General features: G+C 47.8%; 21 protein-coding genes. 8 read left to right on the top strand and 13 right to left on the bottom strand.

Features of this window, described 5'->3' with window-relative positions:
* Positions 1 to 57: 57 nt before the first annotated feature.
* The 3 genes from IE181_RS09890 to flgK form a co-directional block, all read right to left on the bottom strand.
* The gene (locus IE181_RS09890) at positions 58 to 2,400 is read right to left on the bottom strand and encodes a TonB-dependent receptor domain-containing protein (RefSeq protein WP_191252474.1); all 2,343 of its coding nucleotides are present in this window, start codon (positions 2,398 to 2,400) and stop codon (positions 58 to 60) included.
* A gap of 264 nt (positions 2,401 to 2,664) precedes the next feature.
* Positions 2,665 to 3,588 carry a flagellin N-terminal helical domain-containing protein gene (locus IE181_RS09885; protein WP_191252472.1) on the bottom strand — a complete coding sequence of 308 codons (924 nt, stop codon included), beginning with the start codon at positions 3,586 to 3,588 and terminating at the stop codon, positions 2,665 to 2,667.
* Positions 3,589 to 3,599: 11 nt separating this feature from the next.
* A complete protein-coding gene (flgK, locus tag IE181_RS09880; RefSeq protein WP_191252470.1) occupies positions 3,600 to 5,717 on the bottom strand; it encodes a flagellar hook-associated protein FlgK in 2,118 nt (705 codons plus the stop codon).
* A gap of 372 nt (positions 5,718 to 6,089) precedes the next feature.
* Here flgK and IE181_RS09875 point away from each other — a divergent pair, with 372 nt between their 5' ends.
* Positions 6,090 to 6,566 carry a S24 family peptidase gene (locus IE181_RS09875; RefSeq protein ID WP_191252468.1) on the top strand — a complete coding sequence of 159 codons (477 nt, stop codon included), beginning with the start codon at positions 6,090 to 6,092 and terminating at the stop codon, positions 6,564 to 6,566.
* A gap of 61 nt (positions 6,567 to 6,627) precedes the next feature.
* Positions 6,628 to 7,665 (top strand): hypothetical protein, encoded by a 1,038-nt coding sequence (locus IE181_RS09870; RefSeq protein WP_191252466.1) that lies wholly within the window; start codon positions 6,628 to 6,630, stop codon positions 7,663 to 7,665.
* Position 7,666: 1 nt separating this feature from the next.
* Here IE181_RS09870 and IE181_RS09865 read toward each other — a convergent pair whose 3' ends face one another.
* Together IE181_RS09865 and IE181_RS09860 are read right to left on the bottom strand one after the other, a co-directional pair.
* Positions 7,667 to 8,446 (bottom strand): substrate-binding periplasmic protein, encoded by a 780-nt coding sequence (locus IE181_RS09865; protein WP_191252464.1) that lies wholly within the window; start codon positions 8,444 to 8,446, stop codon positions 7,667 to 7,669.
* Between the two features lie 55 nt (positions 8,447 to 8,501).
* Positions 8,502 to 8,843 carry a helix-turn-helix domain-containing protein gene (locus tag IE181_RS09860; protein WP_191252462.1) on the bottom strand — a complete coding sequence of 114 codons (342 nt, stop codon included), beginning with the start codon at positions 8,841 to 8,843 and terminating at the stop codon, positions 8,502 to 8,504.
* Between the two features lie 281 nt (positions 8,844 to 9,124).
* Here IE181_RS09860 and IE181_RS09855 point away from each other — a divergent pair, with 281 nt between their 5' ends.
* The gene (locus IE181_RS09855; RefSeq protein ID WP_191252461.1) at positions 9,125 to 10,228 is read left to right on the top strand and encodes a c-type cytochrome; all 1,104 of its coding nucleotides are present in this window, start codon (positions 9,125 to 9,127) and stop codon (positions 10,226 to 10,228) included.
* A 97-nt stretch (positions 10,229 to 10,325) separates the two neighbouring features.
* On the opposite strand, the gene IE181_RS09850 is transcribed toward IE181_RS09855, so the two are convergent.
* Complete coding sequence (locus IE181_RS09850) at positions 10,326 to 12,029, bottom strand: monovalent cation:proton antiporter-2 (CPA2) family protein (protein WP_191252458.1); 1,704 nt, start codon at positions 12,027 to 12,029, stop codon at positions 10,326 to 10,328.
* 291 nt (positions 12,030 to 12,320) lie between these two features.
* Between IE181_RS09850 and IE181_RS09845 the strand changes: the two genes are divergently transcribed.
* Positions 12,321 to 12,929 carry a lipocalin family protein gene (locus tag IE181_RS09845; RefSeq protein ID WP_191252456.1) on the top strand — a complete coding sequence of 203 codons (609 nt, stop codon included), beginning with the start codon at positions 12,321 to 12,323 and terminating at the stop codon, positions 12,927 to 12,929.
* Between the two features lie 20 nt (positions 12,930 to 12,949).
* On the opposite strand, the gene IE181_RS09840 is transcribed toward IE181_RS09845, so the two are convergent.
* From IE181_RS09840 to IE181_RS09825, 4 genes are all read right to left on the bottom strand, one after another.
* Positions 12,950 to 13,498, bottom strand: a complete 549-nt coding sequence (locus IE181_RS09840) for a hypothetical protein (RefSeq protein ID WP_191252454.1) — start codon at positions 13,496 to 13,498, stop codon at positions 12,950 to 12,952.
* Between the two features lie 112 nt (positions 13,499 to 13,610).
* Entirely contained in the window at positions 13,611 to 14,906 is a 1,296-nt protein-coding gene (locus IE181_RS09835; RefSeq protein ID WP_191252452.1) for a M1 family aminopeptidase, read from the bottom strand.
* Between the two features lie 28 nt (positions 14,907 to 14,934).
* Positions 14,935 to 16,359 carry a winged helix-turn-helix domain-containing protein gene (locus IE181_RS09830; protein ID WP_191252450.1) on the bottom strand — a complete coding sequence of 475 codons (1,425 nt, stop codon included), beginning with the start codon at positions 16,357 to 16,359 and terminating at the stop codon, positions 14,935 to 14,937.
* A 279-nt stretch (positions 16,360 to 16,638) separates the two neighbouring features.
* Positions 16,639 to 17,988: an alpha/beta fold hydrolase gene (locus IE181_RS09825; protein WP_191252448.1), complete on the bottom strand. Its 1,350-nt coding sequence runs from the start codon at positions 17,986 to 17,988 to the stop codon at positions 16,639 to 16,641.
* A 125-nt stretch (positions 17,989 to 18,113) separates the two neighbouring features.
* Here IE181_RS09825 and IE181_RS09820 point away from each other — a divergent pair, with 125 nt between their 5' ends.
* Together IE181_RS09820 and IE181_RS14795 are read left to right on the top strand one after the other, a co-directional pair.
* A complete protein-coding gene (locus tag IE181_RS09820; protein WP_191252446.1) occupies positions 18,114 to 18,926 on the top strand; it encodes a LytR/AlgR family response regulator transcription factor in 813 nt (270 codons plus the stop codon).
* A gap of 165 nt (positions 18,927 to 19,091) precedes the next feature.
* Positions 19,092 to 19,589 (top strand): PEPxxWA-CTERM sorting domain-containing protein, encoded by a 498-nt coding sequence (locus IE181_RS14795; protein ID WP_191252444.1) that lies wholly within the window; start codon positions 19,092 to 19,094, stop codon positions 19,587 to 19,589.
* Between the two features lie 69 nt (positions 19,590 to 19,658).
* Here the strand turns inward: IE181_RS14795 and IE181_RS09810 are convergent, their stop codons facing one another.
* Positions 19,659 to 20,672 carry an AraC family transcriptional regulator gene (locus tag IE181_RS09810; protein WP_191252441.1) on the bottom strand — a complete coding sequence of 338 codons (1,014 nt, stop codon included), beginning with the start codon at positions 20,670 to 20,672 and terminating at the stop codon, positions 19,659 to 19,661.
* A gap of 269 nt (positions 20,673 to 20,941) precedes the next feature.
* Here IE181_RS09810 and IE181_RS09805 point away from each other — a divergent pair, with 269 nt between their 5' ends.
* Together IE181_RS09805 and IE181_RS09800 are read left to right on the top strand one after the other, a co-directional pair.
* On the top strand, positions 20,942 to 23,260 hold the full coding sequence (locus IE181_RS09805; RefSeq protein WP_191252439.1) for a TonB-dependent receptor: 2,319 nt from the start codon (positions 20,942 to 20,944) through the stop codon (positions 23,258 to 23,260).
* A 254-nt stretch (positions 23,261 to 23,514) separates the two neighbouring features.
* The gene (locus IE181_RS09800) at positions 23,515 to 24,270 is read left to right on the top strand and encodes an ankyrin repeat domain-containing protein (RefSeq protein ID WP_191252437.1); all 756 of its coding nucleotides are present in this window, start codon (positions 23,515 to 23,517) and stop codon (positions 24,268 to 24,270) included.
* 123 nt (positions 24,271 to 24,393) lie between these two features.
* Here the strand turns inward: IE181_RS09800 and IE181_RS09795 are convergent, their stop codons facing one another.
* Positions 24,394 to 24,636, bottom strand: coding sequence for a hypothetical protein (locus IE181_RS09795; protein WP_191252435.1), 243 nt, complete (start codon positions 24,634 to 24,636; stop codon positions 24,394 to 24,396).
* Entirely contained in the window at positions 24,636 to 25,883 is a 1,248-nt protein-coding gene (locus tag IE181_RS09790) for a Y-family DNA polymerase (RefSeq protein WP_191252433.1), read from the bottom strand. Before IE181_RS09790 ends, IE181_RS09795 begins: the two co-directional genes overlap by 1 nt.
* Between the last annotated feature and the right edge of the window lie 30 nt (positions 25,884 to 25,913).

Below are 25,913 nucleotides of genomic sequence, written 5' to 3'. Positions count from 1 at the left end.
AACATACAAAAAGAAAGGCGAACAGCCGCAGCCATTCGCCCGATCTTTAAAACGACCCTAAAACTTCATCGTCAGGTTTGCAGTCGCCTGACGCTCCGCTCCCAGGAAGTAGGAACCCGGTGTTCCACCACCAAGATACCTTTTGTCCGTCAGGTTTGTGATGTTCAGACTGATATCTATGGAAGAAATGCCAGGAATTGCATCTTCTGCAAGGGTATAACCAATCCACGCATCAAGCAGAGTGTATGCACCAAGCTCCTGCTCATTAGCAAAGTCACCATAACGGCTACCAACGTGTTTTGCTGAGACACCCGCACGGACACCGTCCTTGAAATAACTAAGCGTGCCAACAAGCTGAAACTCAGGTGCCAGAGCCACTTTATTGCCTTCGACAACATTACCGATTGTCTCGGTATATTCCGACGAATTAAGCGTCAAAGAGCTGTAGAAGTTAAAGTAGTCAGCAAAATCAGCAGAAAGACTGGCCTCCAGACCCTTGGATTCAATGCCGCCCACGTTCAGGTACGCACCTTCGCCCTCTTCCAGATAATCAACACCGCTAACACCGTCGCCTGAGGACACGAAGGTAATGCGGTTATCAAACTTGATATAATAAGCCGTTACCGTTGCCCGCAGCCACTCGTTAGAGAAGCGAATGCCTAAGTCGTAGTTATCTGCTGTTTCACCTTCCAGGTCAGGTACTTGTGGGTTAACCACATTTGCTCCACCCTCGATGATACCATCCTTGATTGCTGCAAAGTTCTGAGAGAAGCCTGCAAAAAATTCAAGATTTTCATTCACTTCATAGAGCGCGCCCGCTGTGAAAAGAAGATCAGAATCTGAGCTCAGCTCAAGTTCATTACTTGTATCGAAATTATCGACACGCGTCAGGTCGACCAGAAACTTTTTGATCCCGCCACGCAGAGTGAAGTCACCAACTTTCATCGTGTCCTCTGCATACAGCATCAAAGTATCTGTTTCAAAATCACGGTCGTACTGACGCCAGTAGGCGATATTATCAAATGTGATCCCGATGCGAGAGTCAGTTACCTTGTGCCAATCACGGTATTCATTACGGTCTGTCTGCTCCCACCATGCACCTACACGCAGGGTATTATTCTCTGACAAACGGTATGCAGCATCCGCAGTGACCCCTAACCGCTGTTTGCCGTAGTGTGTGTGACGGTAAGAACCAACCGGTGTGGCGCCAGTCACATAACAGGCAGGGTTATTCACCGGCGCCCCGCCACCATATGGGAATGTCAGCGTGGACGTGCAGCCGTCAATCATATCAAGTGGTGCACCACTGCTGTCCGTAAAGAAAGTCTGGCCAATAAAAGAACCACCATAAATAGTTCCATTTGACTGAACATCACCACCCGCAACCTGTACAAGGTACGGCGGGGTCCAGTCACCGCGACCTTTATTGTCGTGATAATAGGGCGCAATTGTGAAATCGAGTTTCTCACCAGAATATTCCGCTTTCACATATGCGAACCAGTTTTCACGCAGCGTGCCCCAGCCCGGCCGGTAAGCCTGGTCTATATACGGGATACCTGTGATCTCATCCGTTAGACGGTCCCAGTCCGGGTCTTCTTCAAACTGGTCGAGGGAAATCCGCTGATAGTTATTTTCCCACGTATCATCCCATGACAAACGGCCTGTGAATAACCAGTCATCTTGTTCTGATACGATCTTCGCAGTGAAGTGATCCCGGTCTGCGCCGCCCGCATCACCGATCCACGCATCTGTATGCTGATTTGAATAACTTAGATAGGCACGCGTACCTTCTGCAAACTCACCGGTGTCATACCGTACAAAATAGCGTTCGGCATTATTTTCCCCCATGGTTAAACCAGCCCAGAAACGCTGATCTTCATGCGGATTGTTGGTCACGAAATTGATCGTGCCACCCAGTGCTTCGTGCGAGGGAGATGCAATATCGGCCGTACCCTGCGAAACCTCAGCACGGGCAAGGTTTTCAGTATCAATATAACGGTTCGCCTTCGCACCACCACCATAGTTTGAATTGCCGTTTGGTAATCCATCAATGGTCATGCCAACCTGTTGTTCCGACAAACTGACAGTAAAACCACGAACCGACAGTGTAGTTGACCAGTCATCCCCGCCAAATGTCGCCCCTTCTGCTACGAACAGACCTGGCAGATTATTCACCACTGCCAGTACACTTGCTGCATCAGGCTGCTGATCTTTCATAACCGTGTCTGTGCCGTTATTAGCAAAAGTTGTAGCCCGTGCAGACACCACAATCTCTTCCACATCAGCCATGGATTCATAACTTTCCATTTCCGCTGTTGGTTCCTCTGCCAAAACTGCGTTTGACATGGCAAGCACACTACAGGCGCTCATCATCATTATTTTAAGTGTGTTCGAAGACATTTCCGTTTCCCATAAATAAATAATTTCAAAACCCACACTGCTTATTCATGGTTGCAGTGCTTGGTCGCGCGCATGCTGTTGAAATTACATTTCAGCGGGATAACAAAATTGTTAGCGTTCAGTTACATAGCCATTACCGAATTAAGTCGTGCTAAAAATGCCACGGAGGAAAGTCACAAGGAAAGGTACGTAGATTAGGCATAGAAACGGCGCCAAAGCACTGCTTTGACGCCGGTACAATGAACTTTATATTGCCTATCGTTTCTATAAAAAGCGCAGAAGCGTCAACTGAGACAAAGAGCCCACCGCTTGATAAGACGCTTCCAGTGCCACCTGATCATTATTCAGGCGTGTAACCACTTCGGCCATATCAACATCTTCAATCTCTGCAATGAATGTTTCCAGAAATACATTTGTATCGGCGTGTTGTTCATTCACCACGTCAATTCTTTCGTAAATCAGACCATTATTCATCTGTATCTGACGCATGCCGTCGATAGCATTGGTTAAATTCCCCAGCTCTGTCTGCAAAAAAGAAAACTGGGTGCTGTCCATTTCGCCCTGCAGGGGACCAGAAGGGCCTTGATCAAAGTCATACAGGTCCTTGATGATCGTAAAAAGTTCAGTTGCTACGTCAGATGCCAAAATTCCAAATTCCAGATCAACGCCGTCCGCAACCCGCGCCTCAAACGCCAGAGTACCGTTGTCAAACCCGTCTGAAATTGCAGGCAACGCTGACAGATCAGCCAGTTCCGAGACATTAACCGGGCGTGTTCCGGTTTTAACGCCACCAAATAGATACCCACTGTCAAAATTTGTATTAAGTGAATTCACAACAAACTTAAACGTCTGGTTTAGAACCTCGGAAAAACCTTCCGCCTGATTAGACGATAAAGCCGACAGGATATTATCCTTTAGCGACTCTACTGAATCAATCATACCGCCCAACTGAACATCATTCGCATCCAGCTTCCCGCGTACTTTTGTAATTGTTGACTGATAGGCTTCGATACGACTTTTAAAGGCCCGCGATCCAAGGACAGTACCTGTGTCACTGCCCAGACCTGCATACTCATCCGTTTTTTTGCCGGTCGCAATTTTGCGCTGCCCGTCAAAAACACGCTCCTGATTATTCATCAGGCTCTGGACCATGGTTTGCTGTTGGCCAAAGCTGGATATACGTCCCATCTTACTTCTCCCTATACAGCCTGCAGCAGAGCATCATAGAGCTCCTGCACACTTGAAAGCATTCTGGCAGCGGCATTGTAAGCATTCTGATACACGATCAGATTTGCCAGTTCTTCATCCATATTCACGCCGGACACATCTGCGTTTTTCTGACTTAATTCAGTTCGAAGCGCACCATTATCTGCCTGCTGGTTTGCTGCTCTGGTCGCCATCTGCCCTGCGTTACCAAGGAACCGGGCCACATACTGACTTAATGTCGCATTGGTGTTTTTCAGCTCTCCTGCTGACGCGAAATCAACAAACTTTGTTTCAATATCCTGGAAAGCAAGAGCGCCTCGCTGATCTCCTGGCGTCAGAACCTGGGATCCAACAGCTGCTGTATGGTCAAATTTACCAATAGACATCAAACCGGGGTTCTCAAAGACATCACGCCGGATTGTCAAATTCTGAGCCGCGCGTGCATGTGCGGATGGGTCCATCCCAAATATTTGTGTGAAGCCCATGCCTGTGGACCCGGCATTGGTAGAGTCAGACCGGACATCAAGGCGCAGCCCGTCATAGTTCGCAGTTTCGTTCCACTGCAGCGCACCCTTTGAATCCAAACTAAAACTGAAATATGCGCCAAGACCCGCGACATTATTCAGTTCCGCGATCATGTCATTGTAGGTCGTGCCGGTCACATTAACGGTGATGTTCGTAAGCTCGCGACCAGTGTTGTCATAAACGCTGAAGTTCATTGTCTCCCCAGCGGTCATATTATGAGCCTCAGTCCCTGTCAGGCCCGTTTCATAAATCCCCTCGCTATCTGATAAAATCAGATCGTTCATGCCAAAGAAATGACTGAAACCACGCCCCCCACGGTCCGTAGGCGCGGTATCACTATCGGCAATGACGGCCCCATGTGATGGGTCAGTTGCGGTAAAAGACAAGACCCCATTTGTAAACGACACTGTCCCTGCCCCGCCAAGGCCCGCATTAATCTGCGTGACCAGTGCGTTCATATCGGCAGGAGGGGCTGTATCAAAGTCTACTATAGTTTTGGCAACCAGATCACCATTCGCATCAGCAACCGCAAATGTTGCAATGCCGGTAAACCCAGGTGCATCTGTCCCGTTCAGGAATGTCTGCTTACCGGTTAAAGTATTAAGCGGCGGCGTAGATGAGAATTGGTTATGGACTGCATTAAACTGATCTTTAACGCGGGCCGCCATCTCCCCCAATGAAAGAGACAAGTCAACAAGTTGGTCGTCGCGCAGGTCCATCAGTCCACGAATACGACCGGACCGTATATGCGTTGTCATATCAATTTCGTTAGAGAGCGGCTCAAGAGTGTTTTTATCCACCTTAAAAGACGTAATTGACGGAAATGATGTCTCGGAACTGACGATACCGGGGGACGAATACTTTAATTGCGACAACCCTGTATCCACCAGCGTAATACCCGAGGCACTACTTACCCAGACGGTACCGTTAGACTGGCGATTGATCGTAATGTCCATATAATTCGATAGTTCAGACAGCGCCTGATCCATCAGGCCTTCAAGGCCGCCTGTCTCGTCACCGGTCGCATAAGCACGCGCCAGAAGCGGGTTCAACTCGCTGATACGCACCAGCGCATCATTGGCAAAATCAACACTTTCCGAGATTTTATCACTAGCCTCCGCGCGGAGATCCTGTATCTGTCCAGCAAGCTGGTCCATATGCTGCAAGAAGCTGGTCATCTCCGACATCATTTGCTGCCGGCGCAGTGCGTCAGACGGGTTAAGTGTGAGTTCCGCAATCGCAGCATAGACTTGCTCTAACTGTGCAGAAAAAGAACTCTCTGATTCCGGCTTCCCTAAAATGCCTTGAATACGGTCATGGAACTCTGCCTGAATCTCAAATTCACCCGTGGCAGAATTTGCATTCCTGAGGGCTGTCATCAGAAATTCATCTACGATACGGGTGATCTCTGTTACCTGAACACCAACAGATTCTCCCTGTAGAACGGTCGCAGCCTGACTAACTTTCAGGCGGGCATAATCAGGCGTATTAACATTCGCAATGTTATTCGATGTGACACGCAGTGATTCCTGGCTGGTGAAAAGACCCGTTAGTGACGTATTCAGAATGGCGTTCAGAGATGACATGGTTGCCCCCCGATAATTTCAAACTGTACTCTTGCTCCGTCGTTTCCAGAGCCAAAACCACGTAGGCAACGCGCGGCAAAAACTACCGGCAAACAGAAAAGCCCTGCAATAGATGCCCGGCAGGTTCGTATGAAGACATACACGCCAGCCCGCTCAAGAATTTCTTTTTTATCTATATTAATCAGCATGTTGCCTTCACTATTTACCGTAAACAGCACCCACAAACGACGTGAGCGCCTACTAATTCCCTTCCATACACTGCAAGCCACATGCCACTTCGCGCCAAACCATCTGCAAGACCCAAAAATATAAACATTGAATCCAGCGTCACGCACGTTAAAATAGAACATAACATGAACATTGGAGAAAACAGTGCAGCAGCAATCCCACATGAACAGCAGCCTATTAAAGAATTCAGGGCATGATTATAGTGTCCTATCACGGGAAAGCTTTTCCCTTGGCTTTTCAAAAGATAAATCCCTGCCCATACTGGGCCGCGCAGCTGGCGGTATCGGCAATGCCATCGTGGAAGAAACACCAATTGACTGGACATACCGCCCACCCAGTCTCGCAACCGCCAGGGATGCTTTTGCGGTTTATGTCACTGGCTCATCAATGGAACCCAAATACCGCCCTGGTGACCTTGTCTATATTGACCCAAGGAAGAAGCTGATCCCAGGGCGCTACGTACTGGTGGAAACCAGTGACCATGCTGGCCTTATCAAGGAATATGTCGGCTGGCATAATAACATGCTGATACTGAAACAGCTTAATCCAGCGTCGGAACTAAGCTTCCCTAGGCAAAATGTCCGTAACATAATGCTGATCATTGGCAGTATGGATAGTTGATCTATGCCATAACGCCTGATATGCACAACGATAGATACGCATAATATACTGGCACATTGGCATGAAGACATTTTTCCTACATATCGGCCCCTACAAAACCGGCACGACTGCTTTGCAGGTGTTTTTTGCACAAAACATGCACGCTCTGCAGGCCCGTGGTATCACTTACCTGCCGCTAGGATTAATTGATCAGGCGAGGCAAGGTAAAATCACGGCTGGCAATGGCGCTTTCGTTGCTCGTTCCTTGCTGCCGTCCGGCCATGAAATGTCCCTTGCGAACAAACGAAAAGCAATCTTCAGTGACCTGCAGCACAAGCTTCAATCACTTGATACAAAGGCGGCTTTGCTATCCAGTGAGTTTTTCTGTGATGTAAACCGCACAGACATGACCCGTTTCAAAGACTTTTTATCAAAGGCAGGGTTTCAACTTCACATCCTTATGTGCGTACGGGAACAGGCGTCGTATCTGGAATCCTATTATATTCAGCGCGTTAAACGCCACCACCAAACCCAGAAGCCTGTCCAGTATTTTGCCGATGCCCCTTATAAAACCATTGAGCATCTGCACTATGGATCTTATGCCGAAAATCTGGGAAAAATCGTTGGACAGTCGAACATTTCAGTCTGCCGGTATCCACAAGAGAATATTTTCGACACTTTTTGCAACATGATGGGTACATCACTTGACGGCCTCTCTATTCCGGACAGACAGGTCAATGTAAGTCTCTCCCCTGAAAATCTCGCCATTATGATTGAACTAAACAAGTTCAAGCCAAGACAGTCTATTTCGGATCAGATTGTTGCTAGTGAAGTTGTTGCGCAAGGCGGCAAAAAATCCGAGAAACGCACCATCTTGTCCCCTGAAATCAGAGACCAAATCCGAACCTACTTTCAGGCAGAAAACGATAAACTGTCCGACCTTGCTTTTGGTGGCGCCCCATGCTTCACAGATAAAGACAAAGAATATGCCGATCTGGACATGATCCGGGATGCACTTGATATTCAATCAATCATTGACCTGTTTGGGGGGCTGGTTATTGCGCAGGAAGACAGGCTGTCCCGACTGGAAAATACGGTCAGAAAATTGATAAAGCCCTAAACTAGTTGGGTTGGTCTGAAACTTTTACAGCGTCAACATACTCTTTCAGAACGGCTGCGCGGTAAGCAGTGAGCGGTGTATTCGCAGTGTTCAGGGCGTCAATTAAAGCCTTGTCAGTTGTCAGCGAACACCCCAAACTTAATTGTGAAACTTTCCAGTGATAGGCCAGCTCCATCTGCGGGTACCCATGCTCTTTCAATCGTACGGGAATATCGACCACTCCGCCTAATATCAAATCTGCACGCCCCGCAGCGATTAATTTCAGCGCGTCCGCGTTGGTCGGACGATCCAGTACATCGATCCCTTCATTCTGAAGGGCAACAATCGGTGCTGTGAACTGAAGCCCCGTAATGACATATTTTTTCAGATCTTCAAAAGAAGCAACCTGTACATCAGATCCTGGTCTTTTATAAAAAGCCCATCCGCCTGAGACCAGAGGACCAACCCACTGATAACGGTCTTCTCTGCTTTTAGTTCTGTTCAAGACAAAAAAGCAGGTGTTGTCCGAGGTTTCTATTTTGCGTAATAGCCTCTTGAAAGGCAAATCGCTGATAGCAACCGAATAGGTGATACCCGTTTCCTTAAGAAGACGCATCAACACATCATGCCCTGCCCCTGTAAAAGAACCTGTCTGTTCATCAATATAAGAAAAGGGAGAGTTTTCGACGGTATATAAAGTTAATTGAGGGCTTGCCTTATCTTCTGCTTGAGCGGCAAAACCGCTCAACAGAAGACCTAAAAGAATTCTAGCTATAGTAGGCACTCGAAGACGCTTCTTCATAAACCAGTCAACCTCGAATAATCGGCACACACCTCTGGGTATGTAAACGAGGCGATTATTCGTTAGCAAGGGCTTTTACAAAGCGCGTCATCTCTTTCTGCATTTTCGGACTAAGCATCATATAGTAGTTAGCCAACTCTTTCGCTTCCTGGCGGCTAATTTCTTTTTCTTCCTCTGGTGTATTCACAGTCGCAAAAAATACTTCAACACGCACACCAAACAGATTTGCTAAACGCATCAACTTACCTGCCGAAATGCGATTGACGCCTTTTTCATATTTTTGAATTTGCTGGAAAGTGAGACCAAGAAAGTCTCCAATCTGCGCTTGTGTGTAACCACTGCGTTTGCGATGTTTGGCTACTTCTCTGCCTACGGCGGCATCTATTGGGTCTGGCATTACTTGAACCTCTGTAATAGACCCCCAAGGCCCTATTTGTATCCCTAGAGCGACAGAATATAAAGGGGAAAAGTGCAATTATTGCCTTAAAAGTTAGTTTTTATCGGACAAATTGGACAATAACGCATTGTTTTTCTACTTTTAAGATCAGTGTTTACCTTGTTTCTACTTGAAAACTCTTTAGGTACACAACTAAAGTTTGCATTGGCAAAACCAAGCCACTAGTGTTATATTGTATCAATACTAACAGGCATAATTTATGATTTTTAGAGGAATGTACCGTGCAAGTCCGACTCGTACTCTGTTCATTACTTGGCTTATCCTTGTTCACATCTGGTCCCGCAATTAGTCTGCAGGCGGAAATCGAACACCTGCCGCCACCACGCAAACTTACAGCAGAACAAGCGCAAAAGGCTGAAGAAAATTATCAGAAATATTGTTCTCTGTGTCACGGTGCTGACAGGCAGGGGCACGCGAATGACCATGCGCCGTCGTTGCGTAGTAAAAGTTTGCTCGAATCTGGCACGCCCCACGCCGTACTGCGTCCAATGCAATATGGCCGTCAGGGAACTCCTATGGCGGGATATCTGGACGAAGTGGGTGGCCCTATGACGCTTGATGAAACATGGGATTTGACCTACTGGCTATTTTGGCAAGCCGGTGTAGACCGTATCAAAATATCAACAGATCCCGTCACAGGCAATATACCAAACGGTGAGCAACTCTATCAGGAAAATTGTGCCGTTTGCCACGGTTCAGAAGGAGAAGGCATAACCGCCCCTGCTCTAGCCAATCAATCGGCACTGGCGCATAACAGCGACGAATTCATCCGGCATGCCATTATCCACGGCCGAGAAGATACGCCCATGACGCCTTGGAAAGATATCCTGTCAGACACGGAAATTAATGACATTACCGCATTTATCAGAAGTCGAGCGAGCGGATGGAAACAGGAAAAGCCCGTTTTGCAGGCAATCCCCACCCCGGATGAGTATGTTATTAACCCAGACGGTGAAGATCCTGACTTCACACTGACCGACGGCATTTATGTGTCCTCACCAGACCTTCTGGAAGCCCTGAACAGCAAAAAAAGAATGATCATCTTTGACACACGGGCAACCTCTGTCTGGCAGATCGCCCACATCGAAGGGTCTTTTCCTCTGCCTTACTATTCTGACTTCAACAAATATAAAGAAGAGTTCCCACTAGACGTGCAGATTGTCGCCTACTGTTCATGTCCAAGAGCAGCCGCTGAATATGTCGTCAACAAACTACGAGGCATTGGATACCAAAAAACAGCTGTACTCTATGAAGGGCTTTTTGGCTGGCAATATTTGGGCTATCCGGTTACACGGCGCGACATTGCTGCAGGCGGTGATGAATAGCTCCCATACTGAAAAAGCGGAGGGAAAATTCCTCCGCTTTTTACAAAACACCTATTCAATTCATTTCACCGTTTAGATGGTGCTTCTGCCAGCTTTCTTAACTATCTGGGTAATCATCGAGATTTAGATACAGATTTTCCCGGTGATCATTCACAATTTTCACGGCGACCGTATCTTCAATACCAAAATCCTTCAAAACGATCGTCCCCAGTTGCAAACTACCTTCAATGGCTTCTGGAACTGCCTTGACCGAGATATTTTTCTCAAGCCACCTGACATGGGCAACATCTTTTGCCCGCACGAAAACTTTCATGTCAGGAACAATCTGATGAATAGCCTGGATAATCTTGTTTGCCCCGTGGGGCTCATCAATCGTGATTACCACACATCGAGCATTTTTAATCCCCATGGACATCAAGACTGATATCTGATTGGCATCCCCATAAAAAATCTGATTATCGTCCACCTGTAGGCTCTGGACACGTTTTACGTCTCGGTCTATGGCAACAATCGGTAGCCCCATTTCATGCATAAGGGTTGCAACTGTTTGACCGACCCGCCCATATCCAACGATAATTGCATGTCCCGAAGAGCCTTCCTGAATGTCATCACCAAACCCACCAGTACCTAGTTTGCGATTACAAAGAACAGATTCGACTTTCTTACCAAGCGTTGCAAGGAACGGCGTTGTTCCCATCGACAAAGCAATACAGGTCAGAAGTAATTGAACATGCTCTTCCGGAATGACCCCGAGCGACCCGGCAGAAATAAACAAGACAAACCCAAACTCTCCGCCTTGTGACAAAAGCATCCCAACCCGCAGCGCCGTACCACCTTCGAGGCCGAACATACGACCGAGAAGCGCGATCAATAGTGTTTTTCCAACGAGTAAGGCAACAACAATCCCCACGATCAGACCAATGTTATCTACAAGCAGTTTCAGATCAATCGCCATACCCACTGTCATGAAAAACAGACCTAGCAGTATGCCTTTAAACGGCTTGATATCTGCCTCGATTTGATGCCTGAATTCTGTCTCCGCAAGAAGTAGTCCTGCCAGAAAACCACCCAGCGCCATAGACACGCCAAAAAGTGATAAAAACAGGCCAATGCCAATGATCAACAGCAGCGTTGCACCAACGAACAAATCTGTCTCGCCTGTCAGTGCAATTGACCGGTAAATCGGGCGCAGCATCACACGGCCCAGAACATAGACTATCCCAAGCGACAAGGCTGCTTCCCCAACGGCGATGCCCAGTGATGCCAGAAAAGAAGTTTGCGTATCTGCGGCCAGTACCGACAACAGGATCAGTAGCGGAACAATCGCCAAATCCTGAAATAGCAAAATAGCCAGCGCAATTTTACCATGCGGCGTATCGCGTTCACCCCGTTCAGACAATAACTGCAGAACAAAGGCAGTCGATGACAAAGCAAGGCCACCGCCAATAATAACGGCTGGGCTTGATCCAATAGCGAAAGCCATGGCGACGGCACATATAATGGCGGCCGTCAACACCACCTGCAGGCCACCAAGACCAACCACATATTTTAGAAGGGATTTCAAACGGCTGACCGAGAATTCCAGGCCAATCATAAACAGTAGGAAGACCACGCCAAACTCTGCCAGAATATGCAGACTGTCAGATTCTTTTACCAAAGCAAGGCCAGCAGGGCCCACGATCACCCCAGCAGCCAAATACCCCAAAATCGCGCTGGTTTTAACGCGTTTAAAAACCATAACTACCGCGATTGATGCTGCCAAAAACACCAATACATCTATTAACATCTCTGAGAAATGCAAAATCGTCTCCTACACAAACGACCGGGGTTGATCGAAACAGTACCCCCCAGCTTTAATCAGTAGCCGGGGATATTCATGCCTGTTATTTTCATGTATGTATAGGCGTGTCGCCAGTTTATGGCAACTGGACAATGGACGAATGCACACCTGAAAACGTCCCGGCTCATTAGCACGCCCATAAAATGGCACTGGATTTATGGAGTAATACTAAAAGCACCATGCAACAATATTGCACCAGGGTCATCCAGCATCAACCATTATACGTACTCAGTATAAACACAGGAGCATGCGATGAAACACCCTTTATCTACCATGTCAGTTGTAGCCATGATGGCTGCCATGACCCTTACCGTTTCACATACCACTGCGGCACAGGCAGAAGACAAGACACCTCCTTTACCAGTTGTCTCATCAGTTGACCTGACAAAATATGCTGGCAAATGGTATGAGATAGCCCGCATTGATCACCGCTTTCAAAAAGACTGCGTAAACAGCACAGCTGAATATGAACTGCGTGATGATGGTGATATCAAAGTCACAAACAGGTGTGATGTCATTGGGAAAGAGAAAACCAAGGAAGCTGTTGGTCGTGCATGGGTCGTTGATAAAGATACAAACAGCAAACTAAAAGTTCAGTTCATTCTAACCTTCCTGAAGCTTCCTTTTCTATCAGGCAATTACTGGGTGATTGACTTGGACGAGGACTATAAAGTGGCTGTTGTCGGTGACCCTAGTCGCAAATATTTATGGATATTGTCGCGCACCCCCACGCTACCGCAGGAACAGATAGATGCTCTGACCACCAAGGCTGTGCAACTGGGCTATGACCTTACTGACATCATCTACAATCGGGATTTACGGGAAAGACAGCATGCTAGTCTAGAAACAAACAGGGACTAGCATCCCGCTATTTTCTGTAGTTATGGCGTACAGGTTCTAGGATCAAAATATTCATATTCAAGCATCCGTGTCTGCCCCTGCATAAGTTGGGGAAGAAGATTTTCTTCCCTGATATGGTCTGATCGAACATAGGGGTCGTCATCAACATTGACGAACATGCTGACACCGTCTTCACTACTGACAGGCAGAGATACAAAAGATCGCCTTATGAGAGCACTACCCATCGCGGGCAAGCGCTCTACCGTTCCCGCAATCCCCCACCCATGGGAGCGGGCAGCAGTATAGAGTGCGTGAACCTTTTCCTGTTCCGTTTCCGGGAATAGATCAAGATACTGAGCAGACAGACCAAGTGATTTATCCTTTTCGCGCCGAATAAGGTCCTGCCCTAAGATAGAAGATAAAATAACGTCCCCTTCAAACCTAATAAAGAAAAGAACTTCATACATCTCAGCATACCTACCATCCAGTGCATCAGCAAAGGATAGCATGGACAAGTCGCCGCCATGCGCCTGCCAAAGCTTTAGCAAGGTAATAGCATTTCCACCCATTTTCGGTGTTATACTTGCCATGCCTTATCCGCCTTTTGATACAGTCGACATACTTTCACCCCCATAAGGTAGAACGCACACTATCAGTAGTTACTTTCATGCACAAGATTTCAGTAACCTTTTGTATCTGTTTCTATTTTCCTAACTCTACTTCAAACCAGTCCCGGGCGTTTTTCCCGCCTATTTTCTCCAGAATCGCTAGTAATTCCGGTGTCGTTCTTACCTTTCCCGTCATATAGTTCGAAATAAATGATAAAAAAGCGTCTTGCCCCAGATACTGTTCAAGCCTAGCCAGTGCCAGCGGTCCTTTTCGGTAATTGACAAGATAAGGACGTCTGGACTGGTCATTGGCTGTCCACACAGACGGCAAGCTCTTGCCTTCTATCTGCTCCTTATACCGCCTTAGTGTTGCCTTGTATGTTTCAACACCAAATACATGACGAACTGCCATCAATTCGGCATACACGGCAAAACTCTCATTCAACCAGTTTTCAACTGTATCAAACTTACCGTATGAACTCCAATAATGTGCAAGCTCATGGCATACAAATCCCGTTAGACTCTCTGGCCGACTTTTTTCAACAGAAGACAAGGCGATATATTTTTTACGCGCATAGCCACTTTCTGGTCTGTCATGCAAAATAAAGCGCGCCCCGGTAAGTTTGGAATGAACTCCAAATCTTTCATTCAGAAAGCCATAACAGTCCTCCACAGCCCTTGAAAGAACGTCAAGAGACCCGCCATTTTTCCGTAAGTCATAAAAGCTGTAGCCATCACCCTCTATGACAGTGAAGCTCGGTGCCATCGTCACTGCTATGTCAAGAAACGGGTCTTCGTTATCAACAAGCAACCTATTTCCTGACTTCGTAACAGTGCCGGTGCTTATTGCATCCCAACCGTCCCCCGCTGATACAAAAAAACGCGCTTTAAGAAGCTTGTTAAATCGGGCATCAATCGGAAACCAGAAACTATCCACATTTAATTCAATATAGTCTGTTCCAATATGGTTGATCCCGTTTTCCATTGGCGTTGGCAACAAGACGCCAGCATATTCAATTTCGATAAAACTACCAGAACCACCGTCTTGAACAGACAGGTCCACATCAATTCTTTGCAGGCGATTTTCATCATTTAAGGGCGTTGTTACGAACCCTTTAACCCCAGCCCCTTGGACAGAGGTCACCTGAAGTGTTTCACGCAGCATAAACGATACGGTGCCGTTCTCAGCGTGCTCCATACCAATGCGCCAAGTAGCTTTCAAATGCCCTGTCTGGGGCATGATTTTAACGTCTCCAACATAATAATAGTCGACATTTTCCCTAAGGTCTTGTTCTACAGAAAGCCAATCGCTCTCCATCGCCCATAAGGCAGGTAGTGGCAGAGACCAAAGCAGCCCAATGGCAACACTAAGTGTTTTCAGTACCTGCATCCCACCACTCCTTTATCAATAACTGTTGCTAGTTAGTGCTGTACAGACCCGTTTCCCGCCAAACATCCGGGGGGCCAAAACGGTCCCATGCCTTGGTCAGCCCTATACGCTCTGCAAAGCCCCTGAAATCCGGGTGACACCTGATATTGCGCAACGGTTCTGTTGGTTCCCACATAAAAAACAAACATAGATTTGGCCCCGGCACATTCAGGTTGCCAAATGCTTTGAAAAATTCTTCAGCAGCACCAATTCTTAGGAAAACATAGGATGTGATCCCCTCATGCTTCCAACCAAGACTGTCACATAACTTACACCAGCGTTTCATAAGCTGTTTACGCTTGTCCGGGCAACCACTGTACATACCTTGTGCCATATCCTGCCAATAGGCTTTGACATCAAATAACGGCGCGTACATAGACTGATACAGCTCAGTATTCTTTGTGTAACGTTCGGTAGCAGTATCAAACTTCCCTTGCGCGAACGCAGTAACAGCATGTATTTCGGCTGCAGCGAAATATTGACGACGCAGGCTTTCTTCTGCGAATGCCTCAGCACCTTCGAAGTCACCCATATTTGTGCGTGCGATTGCCACATGCATCTGGTTCCTGCCCTGAAGCGGATCCAGCACAACAGCACGCTCCAGATACCCAAGCGCCTTTTCAGTATGGCCAATCAGTCCGAAATAAAACCCAAGTCGATAGGTCGCTTCTGTATTATCAGGATCATCCCGTAACACCTCGGCAACCATGTCGATCGCGCCGCAAACATCACCATAGGTTATTTTTTCCTGCGCCAGCACCAGCCTCGGTAAAGAAAGGGTCTTATTCCCCTCAAGCGCCTTACGGGCAGCCCCTACGGCATCCTTCAACAGTGCCAACCTGTCAGAAGACGGCCAATAAATCATTGCCCGCATAATTGCCTCGGCAAGAAGGCCCCATGCACTATAGAAATCCGGTCTTTTTTCAACGGCTTCGGTCAGGACTTTGATCGAATTTGATAGATCTTTTCCCAAATAGTGCACGACACCGCTTGCAGCAATTAGAACTGCAGCATCAAGGTCCTCTTCCAATTCTGGCAATCCATCTGACCCTAAGGGACTGATGGGCTTTACTTTACGGGAAAACCGATATCCCTTGCGGGGTATTGTCTCAATCGGGTTTTCAATATGGAATTTCTTGAAGGCAGTCCGGATCAGGGACACAGAACGTGACAGGCTTTCATCAGAAGCCTCTCCCTCCCCCCAAATACGGGTTAGAATCTGGTCTCGGTCAACAACCTCTCCACTGACTAAAACCAGCAGCTCCAAAACCTCCATAGCCTTGGGTTCCAGACGCACCGACTGGCTATCATCCGTCAACGTACGGCGTTTAAAGTCAACCTGAACACTGTCAATCATGCACTTATGCTGGTTGGCATTTACAGCCATACTACCAGCTTCAAGCTTTCCCGTCACACTTATCCCCCGTGCAATGAAAACTTATTCCGCCATCCATGTATCAACTTGAAGACTTAGCCCCTAGAATACCAAGGCACCGAATTTCCTTATCCTGACAGATCAACGCCCCCTAAAATTCGGCAATACTTTCAAGTGCTACCACAAGAAGATACGTGTAAAATACTAATCAAAAATACACACTTGGTCAACGAAATGACAAAGGTGTCACCTACGTGCGTTCATAAGCCAAAACAGGGGCTGATGAAACACCCCCTGCTGATCTAAGGCCATATAACTTTATCGTGCTTCTGCCAGTTTCTTGATCCACTCGACTATTATCTGTGCCGTGGACGGCGACCAGGTTCCCCGCTTACCTGTAAAGCTATCTTTCACATCTTCATGGAGTGTGTGCCAATGATCCAGACTCGGTGTTTTCTCAACTACGACATCTTTGTTCCCTGCGCTCAGCAGTGTGTTTTCAATCATGTCAATGTCATATTCGCTCATAATCCAGTCTAGCTGCCCCCAGCGCAATCTGGCGGGCACCTTCAGCTTTTGCCAATTACCTGCAAAATCGAAGTCCTGTACCTGATGATAATATTCCACAGGTCTCCCGTACATATGACGCGGACCATGATAATTATAATCTGCCAACAGACTATTTTGCCGGATAACATCGTCGTAAGACTTTTTCTCAACCAGCATACCGTAATAGAGAGGAATATACGCCTTGGTTATCATGTCTGTAATCTGTGTTTCAGACTTGCCTTCCATTTGTTTGATGCGGCGTTCGATCTCCAGCATATGCTCAAACCAGCTGCGGTAAAATGACCCGTCTGATACAATTCCGCTCGCCCCGTATTTGTTTGCCAGATACGGTGCAAGCGCGCTGCCCATCGAAGACCCATAAATCACAACCCTGTCCTGGTCTACTTCAGGCAACTCACGCAGCATCTGATACGCTAGTTCATACCCGTTCAGCTCAGTCGCGAAATCAGTGGCACCACAGTCCCCTTCACTGTCACCCACACCCGGCTTTTCCACCCGCAGAACAGTCATCTCAGTGTCAGTCACAAGCGCCCGCAGCATTTTCGCCCAGTTATGATCGCGGCCCGGCGTTAATTCAACACTGCTGCAGCTCAGTCCCGGCACAATGAAAAGTCCGGCTGTTTTGTGCCCTGCTGGCAGGTTCGTCGGGCGCGTGATGATAACACGTTGGCGTACCCCATAGTCACTGATCAGGCTTGTATATTCTGTTTTCAGGTGATCATAGGATTCCCGTTCAATTCCCGGAAACGTGACCTGCATCCTGTATTCTTTAAACCCGCGCCGCACCACTAGGTCATAGTCTGTGTCCGCAACAAGCGCTGTAGTAATTCTCTCCCACACGGAAGCATCTGTAACATGCTCGCCATTCACCCGAACGATTTTGTCCCCAGTCCTGATGCCCATTTCTGCGAGCGGGGAGCCATCCTCAACCGTTGATACGGTGGCACCTCCCTGATTAGGGGCGACACTGAACCGTGCCTGCCATTTTGCCTGACGCGCCAATTCTTCTGCACTGGCAGCACCACCACCCCCTACAAAACACCAACAAGCTGCCAGTAGCATCCCATACTTGATGGACGCCAATCTTTTCATAGTCATTCTCGCTCTCCTCTTTGCTGTATCGCAAACTGTCCGTTTGCTCCGCGAAAATGAAAGATTGACGAAAGCGCGCAAGCCCACATTATATGAATAGCACTAGAATTTATGCGAATGAGGGGTTTTCCATGACGGGCAAAGAAGAGAAAAATCAGACCCTGGATAGTGACAGTGTCCGCAGCCCCTATTATCTGTTCGGATCGCGCCCATTAAGCCACATTATCTTCTGGCTTGTATATTATATCAGCTTTTCCTTAATCTGGGCGCGACCGGACCAAGGCTATTTCGCATCCTTTTATCTGGAGTTTATTTTGCTCCCAGTACGTATGGCCGCTGCTTACGGTATGATTTATATCCTGATGCCGCGCTATTTACTGCAACGGCAATATGGGATGTTCCTGATCTCATACGGCGGGATGTTAGTGGTCGCAGGTGTGCTGCAAAGTCTGTTTGATTATTACTTCTACGAAACACTTCTGATTGGCGCGGAAAACCCCTTTTGGCATGTCTCTGAACTTTTCAGAAGCAGTCTGCTGGTGAATACAACTGTGTTGGTCGTCGCCTCTATCAAAATGTTCCATTATTATCTGCGGGCAATGGACCAGGCCCAAAACGCTCTGTTCGAAAAACCGATCGAGATCAAGTCAGACAGGCGCACGCATATCCTCCGCCCTGATGATATTTCACATATCGAAAGCATGGGGAACTATATCACCTATTATCTGACAGATGGTTCCAAACTGGTTGCCTATAGCTCTATGAAAATGGCTTCTGAAAGCCTGCCTGATAGTTTCATCCGCATCCACAGGTCCTATATTATCAACCGAAACCATATACGTTCGTTTGGTGCAGACACTATAACCATCGCTAACTTTGACCTGCCGCGCAGCAAAGATATTCCTGATGCTCTGCTGGCAGGAAACCAACATCAACACCCCTAATGCAGTATTGTAGAAGGCATGAACAGATATCTTTAAATAAGATTGACTCACCCCCCAATATTAGTTAATAAAAAGTTAATGAAAAGTTTTGTTAATTAGTACCTAACGATAAAAATCCAACAAACCATTGTAGTTAAAGTATTTTAACTTAATAGGGGGGAAATAATGAAGTTACTTATGACGATTGCTGCAGCTATACTTTTCAGCATTTCTGCTAATGCCGCTGTTGTATTCAATTCTGACTCAGCAAAATCTTTTGACTTTTACTGGGAGAACCTACCGCTTGGTGGTGTTATTGAAACCTATGAAACATCAGTGGGCGCTGATTCATTCATTGATGTATATCTGGACGACTGCTGTGTCGGTGGCGACGAATTCTCTCTCCGTGTGAATGGTGCTGTTATTGCGCCGACATCATCTGGTCTTGACGCAGGTGACAACAACACATGGTGGGGCAGTTTCGACAATATTTTCCTGACCGCAGGTACAAACACGTTTGAAGTATTGCTATCTGCTGATTGTTGCGGCGAAGGTAGAGGCAACGTTCAGTTTAGCGCAGCAACAACTGCAGCGATACCTGAGCCAGCGACATGGCTCATGATGATACTTGGGTTTGGCCTAGTGGGTGTTGCAACGCGCCGCCGGCAAACACTTTTCGCATAAGACCAAACTGGACTAAAACAATTTCAAGGCGGGCCTTCAATAGGCCCGCTTTTTCTATATAATCCACAGTTAACCGGCTTTATGCAGCTTGTTTTCTGTATGGGTGCCTACTGACTGGACCCACAGTTTTGGCGACATACCGTGAATGTTCTTAAACGCACGTGAAAATGCCTCCGCGCTTGAATATCCAAGCAGTTGGGATAACTGCAGGACCGATATGCTCGATGAATTTAGATAGTGTATGGCTATTTCCATCCGAACCTCTGTCAACAGCTGTTTGAATGAAATGCCCTGCGCATGAAGACGTCGCTGCAATGCCTTTGGATGCATATGCATTCTCTCTGCAACTTGTTCTTTCTGCACCTTCCCGTGCGCCAGATTTTCCTGCACAACAAGACGTACCTGCGTCATCAGGTCAAAGTTTGGTTCAATCTGTGCCTTCAGCGTACTTGCATGGGCCTTCACGGTTTCCAACAATTCTGGATTTGCCATCTGCAATGGTCGGTACAGATCCTCTTCCATAATGGTAATGCCGTCAAAATCCTGATCAAATCCTAGCGGGACCTTAAAATGCTGTTCCATCGCCCGCCAGGATTTTGGGCGTGCATGGCTTAAAGAGACAGATAGCGGACGCCAATCGCCCCCGATAAGGGTCCGCAACAAATTAAAAACATGTGTGATGGTTGATGACCGAAACTGCCCTGACTTTGGAGGATGCGGCACACGGTCATGACGGATGATAGAGACAATTCCCCCGGATTTCTGCATCCGCCACTGAACAATAGGACTAAGAAGGGCTATAAACTCTTCAACAAGGCGCATTGCCTCCTGCAGATTAGACGATAAGCTCAGAAGCTGGCCATACACGCCCATTTTTAAAACCGGGCGATATTTACCGGCTAAAAAGCCGATATGATCTGCACCGTGCGTCTCTGCAATCTGTTCCAGGAACTCGATTAACTTGCAGTAATCAATTCTGATATCAACAGTCAGCGTCCGTGACGGTAACCCAACTTTCCGCAGGATAGGATACACATCAATTCCAAGTTCACGTGCTGCAACAGGGACGCCGTGAAGGAACATGCTGTTTACGTTTCGATTATTTCCACTCAAGCCTGCATTTAAGGGGCGCATTTCTACTCATAACTCCGGATAGTGTACTGAAATATCATGAATAATGTCCCAAAAGATCATGCCAAGGCAAGCAAATATGACTATATATGTGCCAGTTTCAGCATAGGGGAAGTGCTGAATCATTTTATTGTTCAAATCAATACAGTTGTATCGGCATTGTTAGCAAGCACCCCCCGCTTGAGAGCTTCGAGAACTAAGCCGATTGGGAGTGAGAAAATATGAAATTCAGGCATGAGTATAAAGTAAAGTTTCTAACCTATGCGAGTTGCGCAGCGATTGCAGCAACTGCCGCACCAATTGCGGTTACTGCACAGGATACTACCATCGGACTAGAGGAAATCACAGTAACGGCACAGAAACGTTCTGAAAGCCTGACTGATGTTCCGATTTCCATTGCAGCCATGTCTGGGGAAGCAATGGATAAAACCGGCGTACGTCAAATGCGCGAAATTGCCGAATTTGTTCCGAACCTGACCATTTCTTCTGGAAATGACAATAATACAGCTGTTCGAATTCGCGGTGTTGGTGCCTTAACGCGGAACATCGGCTTCGACACGCGTGTCGGCATGTATGTTGACGGTGTATATCTGGGTCAATCCCCTTCGCAAAACCTGGACATTCTTGATCTTGAGCGCGTTGAAGTTGCGCGCGGACCGCAAGGTACTCTGTTTGGTAAAAACACTGTTGCAGGGGCGATTAACCTGATTACCCGTAAACCAGATGATGAGTTCGCTTTGGAAGTTCGCGGTGAGTACGGTAATTATGATTCATACCGTGTTGGTGCCATCTTGAATGTACCACTGCAGGACAACCTCTTTGCGCGCTTCTCGATTTCTGACAATCACCGGGACGGTATTATCAAAAATATCACAACGGGGAATTATCAGAACGAACGTGATGGCACATCAATGCGTGGTCAGATCCAATACGAAGGCGAAGGCTTTGATGTGAACATCGCTGGTGATGCACTTTACTCACGCCGCAGTGCTTTTGGTGGTGAAGCAGTTACCGACTGGTCTGGTACAGTTTATCCAGACCCCCATGCGCCAAACAGCCGCGAAATCGCAGACAATGTTGATAACTTTGAAAAAAGAAATATCTGGGGTCTGTCTGGCACTGTTAATGCTGAACTTGGTGGCGACTACGCTTTGAAATCAATCACAGCATACCGTGATGCATTTGTTTTGCGTCAGCAGGATACAGACCATTCCCCATTAGACATCATGTCTGTGAATTACCCTGACAGCTACGAGCAATTCAGCCAGGAACTGCAGCTTATCTCCCCGGACGACAAGCCGTTCAAATATGTTGCTGGCCTTTATTACTATGACCAGACAGGGGAAACCAGCAGATTACCGACCATCGGTTCTGATCTTTCTGTACTCCTGAATGTTCTAGCGCCGCCCCTCGCACCAGCTGGACCACTGTTCGAAGGCAAGGGTGTGGGCACCTACGCAATCGTTGATACCAAAAGCTGGGCTGCGTTCGTTAACGGCACATACGACATAACCGACCGTTTGACCCTTGGCTTCGGCGTACGCTACACTTGGGAAAAGAAAGAAGTCGATTTTGATCTGATCGGCGACACCGTAAACATCGGCATTGATTTCCCTGCTGCACAGTTGTTTGGTGTTGCGGTTGGTCCAGTCATTGACGGCAAAACCGTTGCATCGCTTGAAGACAGCACGACGTACACTGATCTATCCCCAACAGTCAGCCTGACATACGCCCTTAATGACGATATGAATGTTTATGCAAAATATTCTTCTGCCTTCAAAAGCGGCGGCTTCAACGTAGACTTCGTCAGCCAGACGGCATTCGATAGCGGTCTTGAGTTTGATACAGAAACTGTGGACGCTTTCGAATTTGGCCTTAAAGGCACAACATCCGACCGCCGTGTTCGCTTTAACCTGGCTGCCTTCTGGATGGACTTCAAGGATTACCAGTTCAACCAGTTTGTTGATCTCGGTAATAACCTGTCTACCATCACGATCCGGAATGCAGCAAAAGTTCGCTCAAAGGGTATCGAGGCAGAGCTGACATGGCTGGCGACTGAAGGCCTGATGCTGCAAGGTTCTGTCGGCATAATGGATGCGAAATTCCGTGACTTCCCAGGTGGTGGCAGCGCGCGTAATCCAAACGGTATCGGCGCGGACCTGTCGGGCAATGAACTACCTGTCGCACCAAGCGTCTCTGCCTCCCTTGCGGCACAGTATAATCATCCGATTGATGGCACTGACCTTGAGGCTGTGTTCCGTGCTGATGTAACACACTCTGGCAGCTATTATACGTCTGCTGATAATATTAAAGTTGCACGTCCAGGCACAAACATTCCGTACGGCTTCAACGATAGCTATACCCTGTTGAACGGTCGTATTGGTCTGGAATCTGGTGAAAACTGGTCTATCTATCTTTGGGCCCGTAACCTCCTGAACAAAGATTATGCCTTCACGGATGGCACGGACTTCCTGGGCACAATCACAACAACACCAGGCGAACTAAGAACATACGGCTTGGAGCTTAGCTACAAGTTCTAATATACCTGTAGGGCAGCCTTATCCTGGGCTGCCCTGTCCTCCCTGTCATATAAATCACACCTTCTCTATACCCTTCTATTCCTTCTAGGCTTGCCACTTATAGTGAAGCTTATGCATCCTTACGAAGTCACACTGACTTTTCTGTAAAAACAATATTGTCTTTCCCTCAACGTGTTCAGAAAAAATTAAGATAATACCGTCACTAACTATCTGTATTGATTTCATTTTTACAGATGAGTTTGAGAGGGAAGTTTGTGAAAAAAACATTATGGGGCGCAGTTGGCGTCATTATTCTAATTCAAGCATCAGCATGGTTTCAGGGGGACTCGTTTCAAAGTGTCTATGTAGAACCGATTGAAAATGGCGATGTCGCTTTCGCGCGCGAAGCCTTGTCACAGGATGTTCGCAACCATACGGACTGGTCACTCCTTCAATATGCGGTCCTGATGGATAATTTGCCAATGCTCGAAACCCTTATCCAGGCAGGTGCAGACCCAAGCAAGCCTTTTGGCCCTTATGAAAATGCCATTGATGCTTCTGTGCGGCACGAAAGTGCGAACACTACAAAATATTTTCAAGACCGCGGATTTGACATCACCCTCTATATCAAGCGTGTAGAATTTGAAAAACAACAAAAGGCAATGCAGGAACGCACAAAGGAATTTGCCAAGTCTGGCGACGGGTATGCCCGCTCTTTACTTATTAACACACTGAACAGCCCGGATAGCTATGATGAAAAGTCCGAAGAACTTGTGTGGGCCGGACAGGACGAGAAAGGACGCCCCGCCGGGATTTACAAGTTTGAATTTTCCGCACAAAACGGCTTCGGCGCTTCACTGCGCGGGTGTCGCTATGTTTCTTTCTGGTTAAATCCGGGGGATAAAGTTGGGTATTATAACAACACCTATGTCCAGTCCTGTGACAGTTGGGGCGACGGTGACGACCAAGCCGCAGTGGATACTCTTGTCAGGCTCAATTTCCAGCGTGAAACCCAGTTAAACCAACAATAATCTACAGATTAACACTATTATTTTCAGGGGGCACACTATTGCCCCCTGTCCTATGTCAAGCTATCTGCCCTCCCCCTAAGCCACTACAGTCCGTAGCACACACTCGAACAGCCCCACAGCCCCCTAAGGCAAGCCACCGACGAACCCGTGTGTAACCCTGCGGATCATGGGGGTGATTTGAACGTGCCGGGTTTTACAGTTACGGCAAACCAGTCGCTTTTCCACTTCTTCCAGATACATACGGTCGTGCATGTCCGTATGCTGCAGCAACGTTGCAGGATGATCACACCAAATGTATCCACACCGGCCACATTTGAAGCGGAACTCATATCCTTCGCTATAATCATAAAGCTGTAGATCAGTCATCACCAAAAATCCGCTGCCTCAGGAATACGTGTAAAAGAAATCTTGCCGCCGGCGTAGCCCCCCGGTGGCGGCGTCCAAAAACCGAGTGTGACCAAAGATTTCGCATATCGATTATTCAACTGGTCCATGGCATGACTTAGGGAATGCCATTTGCCGCGGTTTTTATCCTGTGACAAAAACAGATCTTCCTGCTGATGCCCTTCCGGCGACAAATGATACAAGGCAACATGCACCTGAATAAACCGGCTGTTTTTCGGGAGCTCCTGCCGCGCAGCCTGCCATAACCGGGTCAAGGCATAAACGGCGCTATGGTCATCATTCACATCCCCGATATAGCTTTCCCCCGACCAGCCATCATCCCGCATTTTCAGCCATAACCCGAACTTTCGCGCACAGAGCCGGGCCCGCCGCAACCGGCGCGCAGCCTTGATCGTCAACAGGCGGGCGCAGTCATACGCATGATCAAAGTCCCGCCATTCCGGGGGCAGCACCCGACCATGCCCAAACATGGACCGCTGAGTTGGGTCTGCCTTCACATCATATCCGTGCAGTGCATACCACATGCGTTCGCCCGTAACATTGCCCCAAATCCCGCGCAAACGCTTGGGTTCAGAGCGCCATAAATCCTCAACAGTTGCGATTCCTGCCATATTCAGCCGCGTGCGCATGCGTTTACCAACGCCCGGGATATCGTCCAGCATCAGATCAAACAATCTTCCCGGCAAATCAGCAGGATGAAAGATCGTCAGACCGTCTGGTTTGTCCATATCGCTGGCAATTTTGGCAAGCTGCCGATTAGGAGCCATGCCAATAGAACAGGTCAGATACGGCCCTACCTCAGTCCGAATGCGAGCTTTGATCCGTGCGGCAAGAGCCTCGGGCGCCGCAATGTCTGCGGGGTCCAACCGGCAGGAAAGCTCATCAATCGAACAAATCGCTTCGACCGGAATTTCCTTTTCAATTGTCAGCAAGAGCTTCTGGTGCGCCCGTTCGTACAAATCCGGCGATTGCGGTACCAGTTGAATATCAGGGCAAACCCGCCTTGCCTCTGTGACAGGCATAATCGACTTCACCCCCATGCGTTTCGCCTTGATATTCGCCGCGATCACGCAGGTAGCACTGGTGTGCTCGAACGGAATAATGCCAATCGGCTTGCCGCGAAGCGCAGGCCGCGCCTGTTCCTCAACGCCCGCGAAAAAGCCGTCAAAATCGATAAAGGCTGTGGTAATGGTTTCGGGTTTTCTCATGTTCGCCAACTAATTTACATCGCTCGCAAA

Origin of the sequence: Kordiimonas sediminis (genome assembly GCF_014656395.1) — a bacterium.
GTDB classification, from domain to species: domain Bacteria; phylum Pseudomonadota; class Alphaproteobacteria; order Sphingomonadales; family Kordiimonadaceae; genus Kordiimonas_A; species Kordiimonas_A sediminis.
Note: the sequence above shows the minus strand (reverse complement) of the source record. Positions and strands in the feature narration are given on the sequence as shown.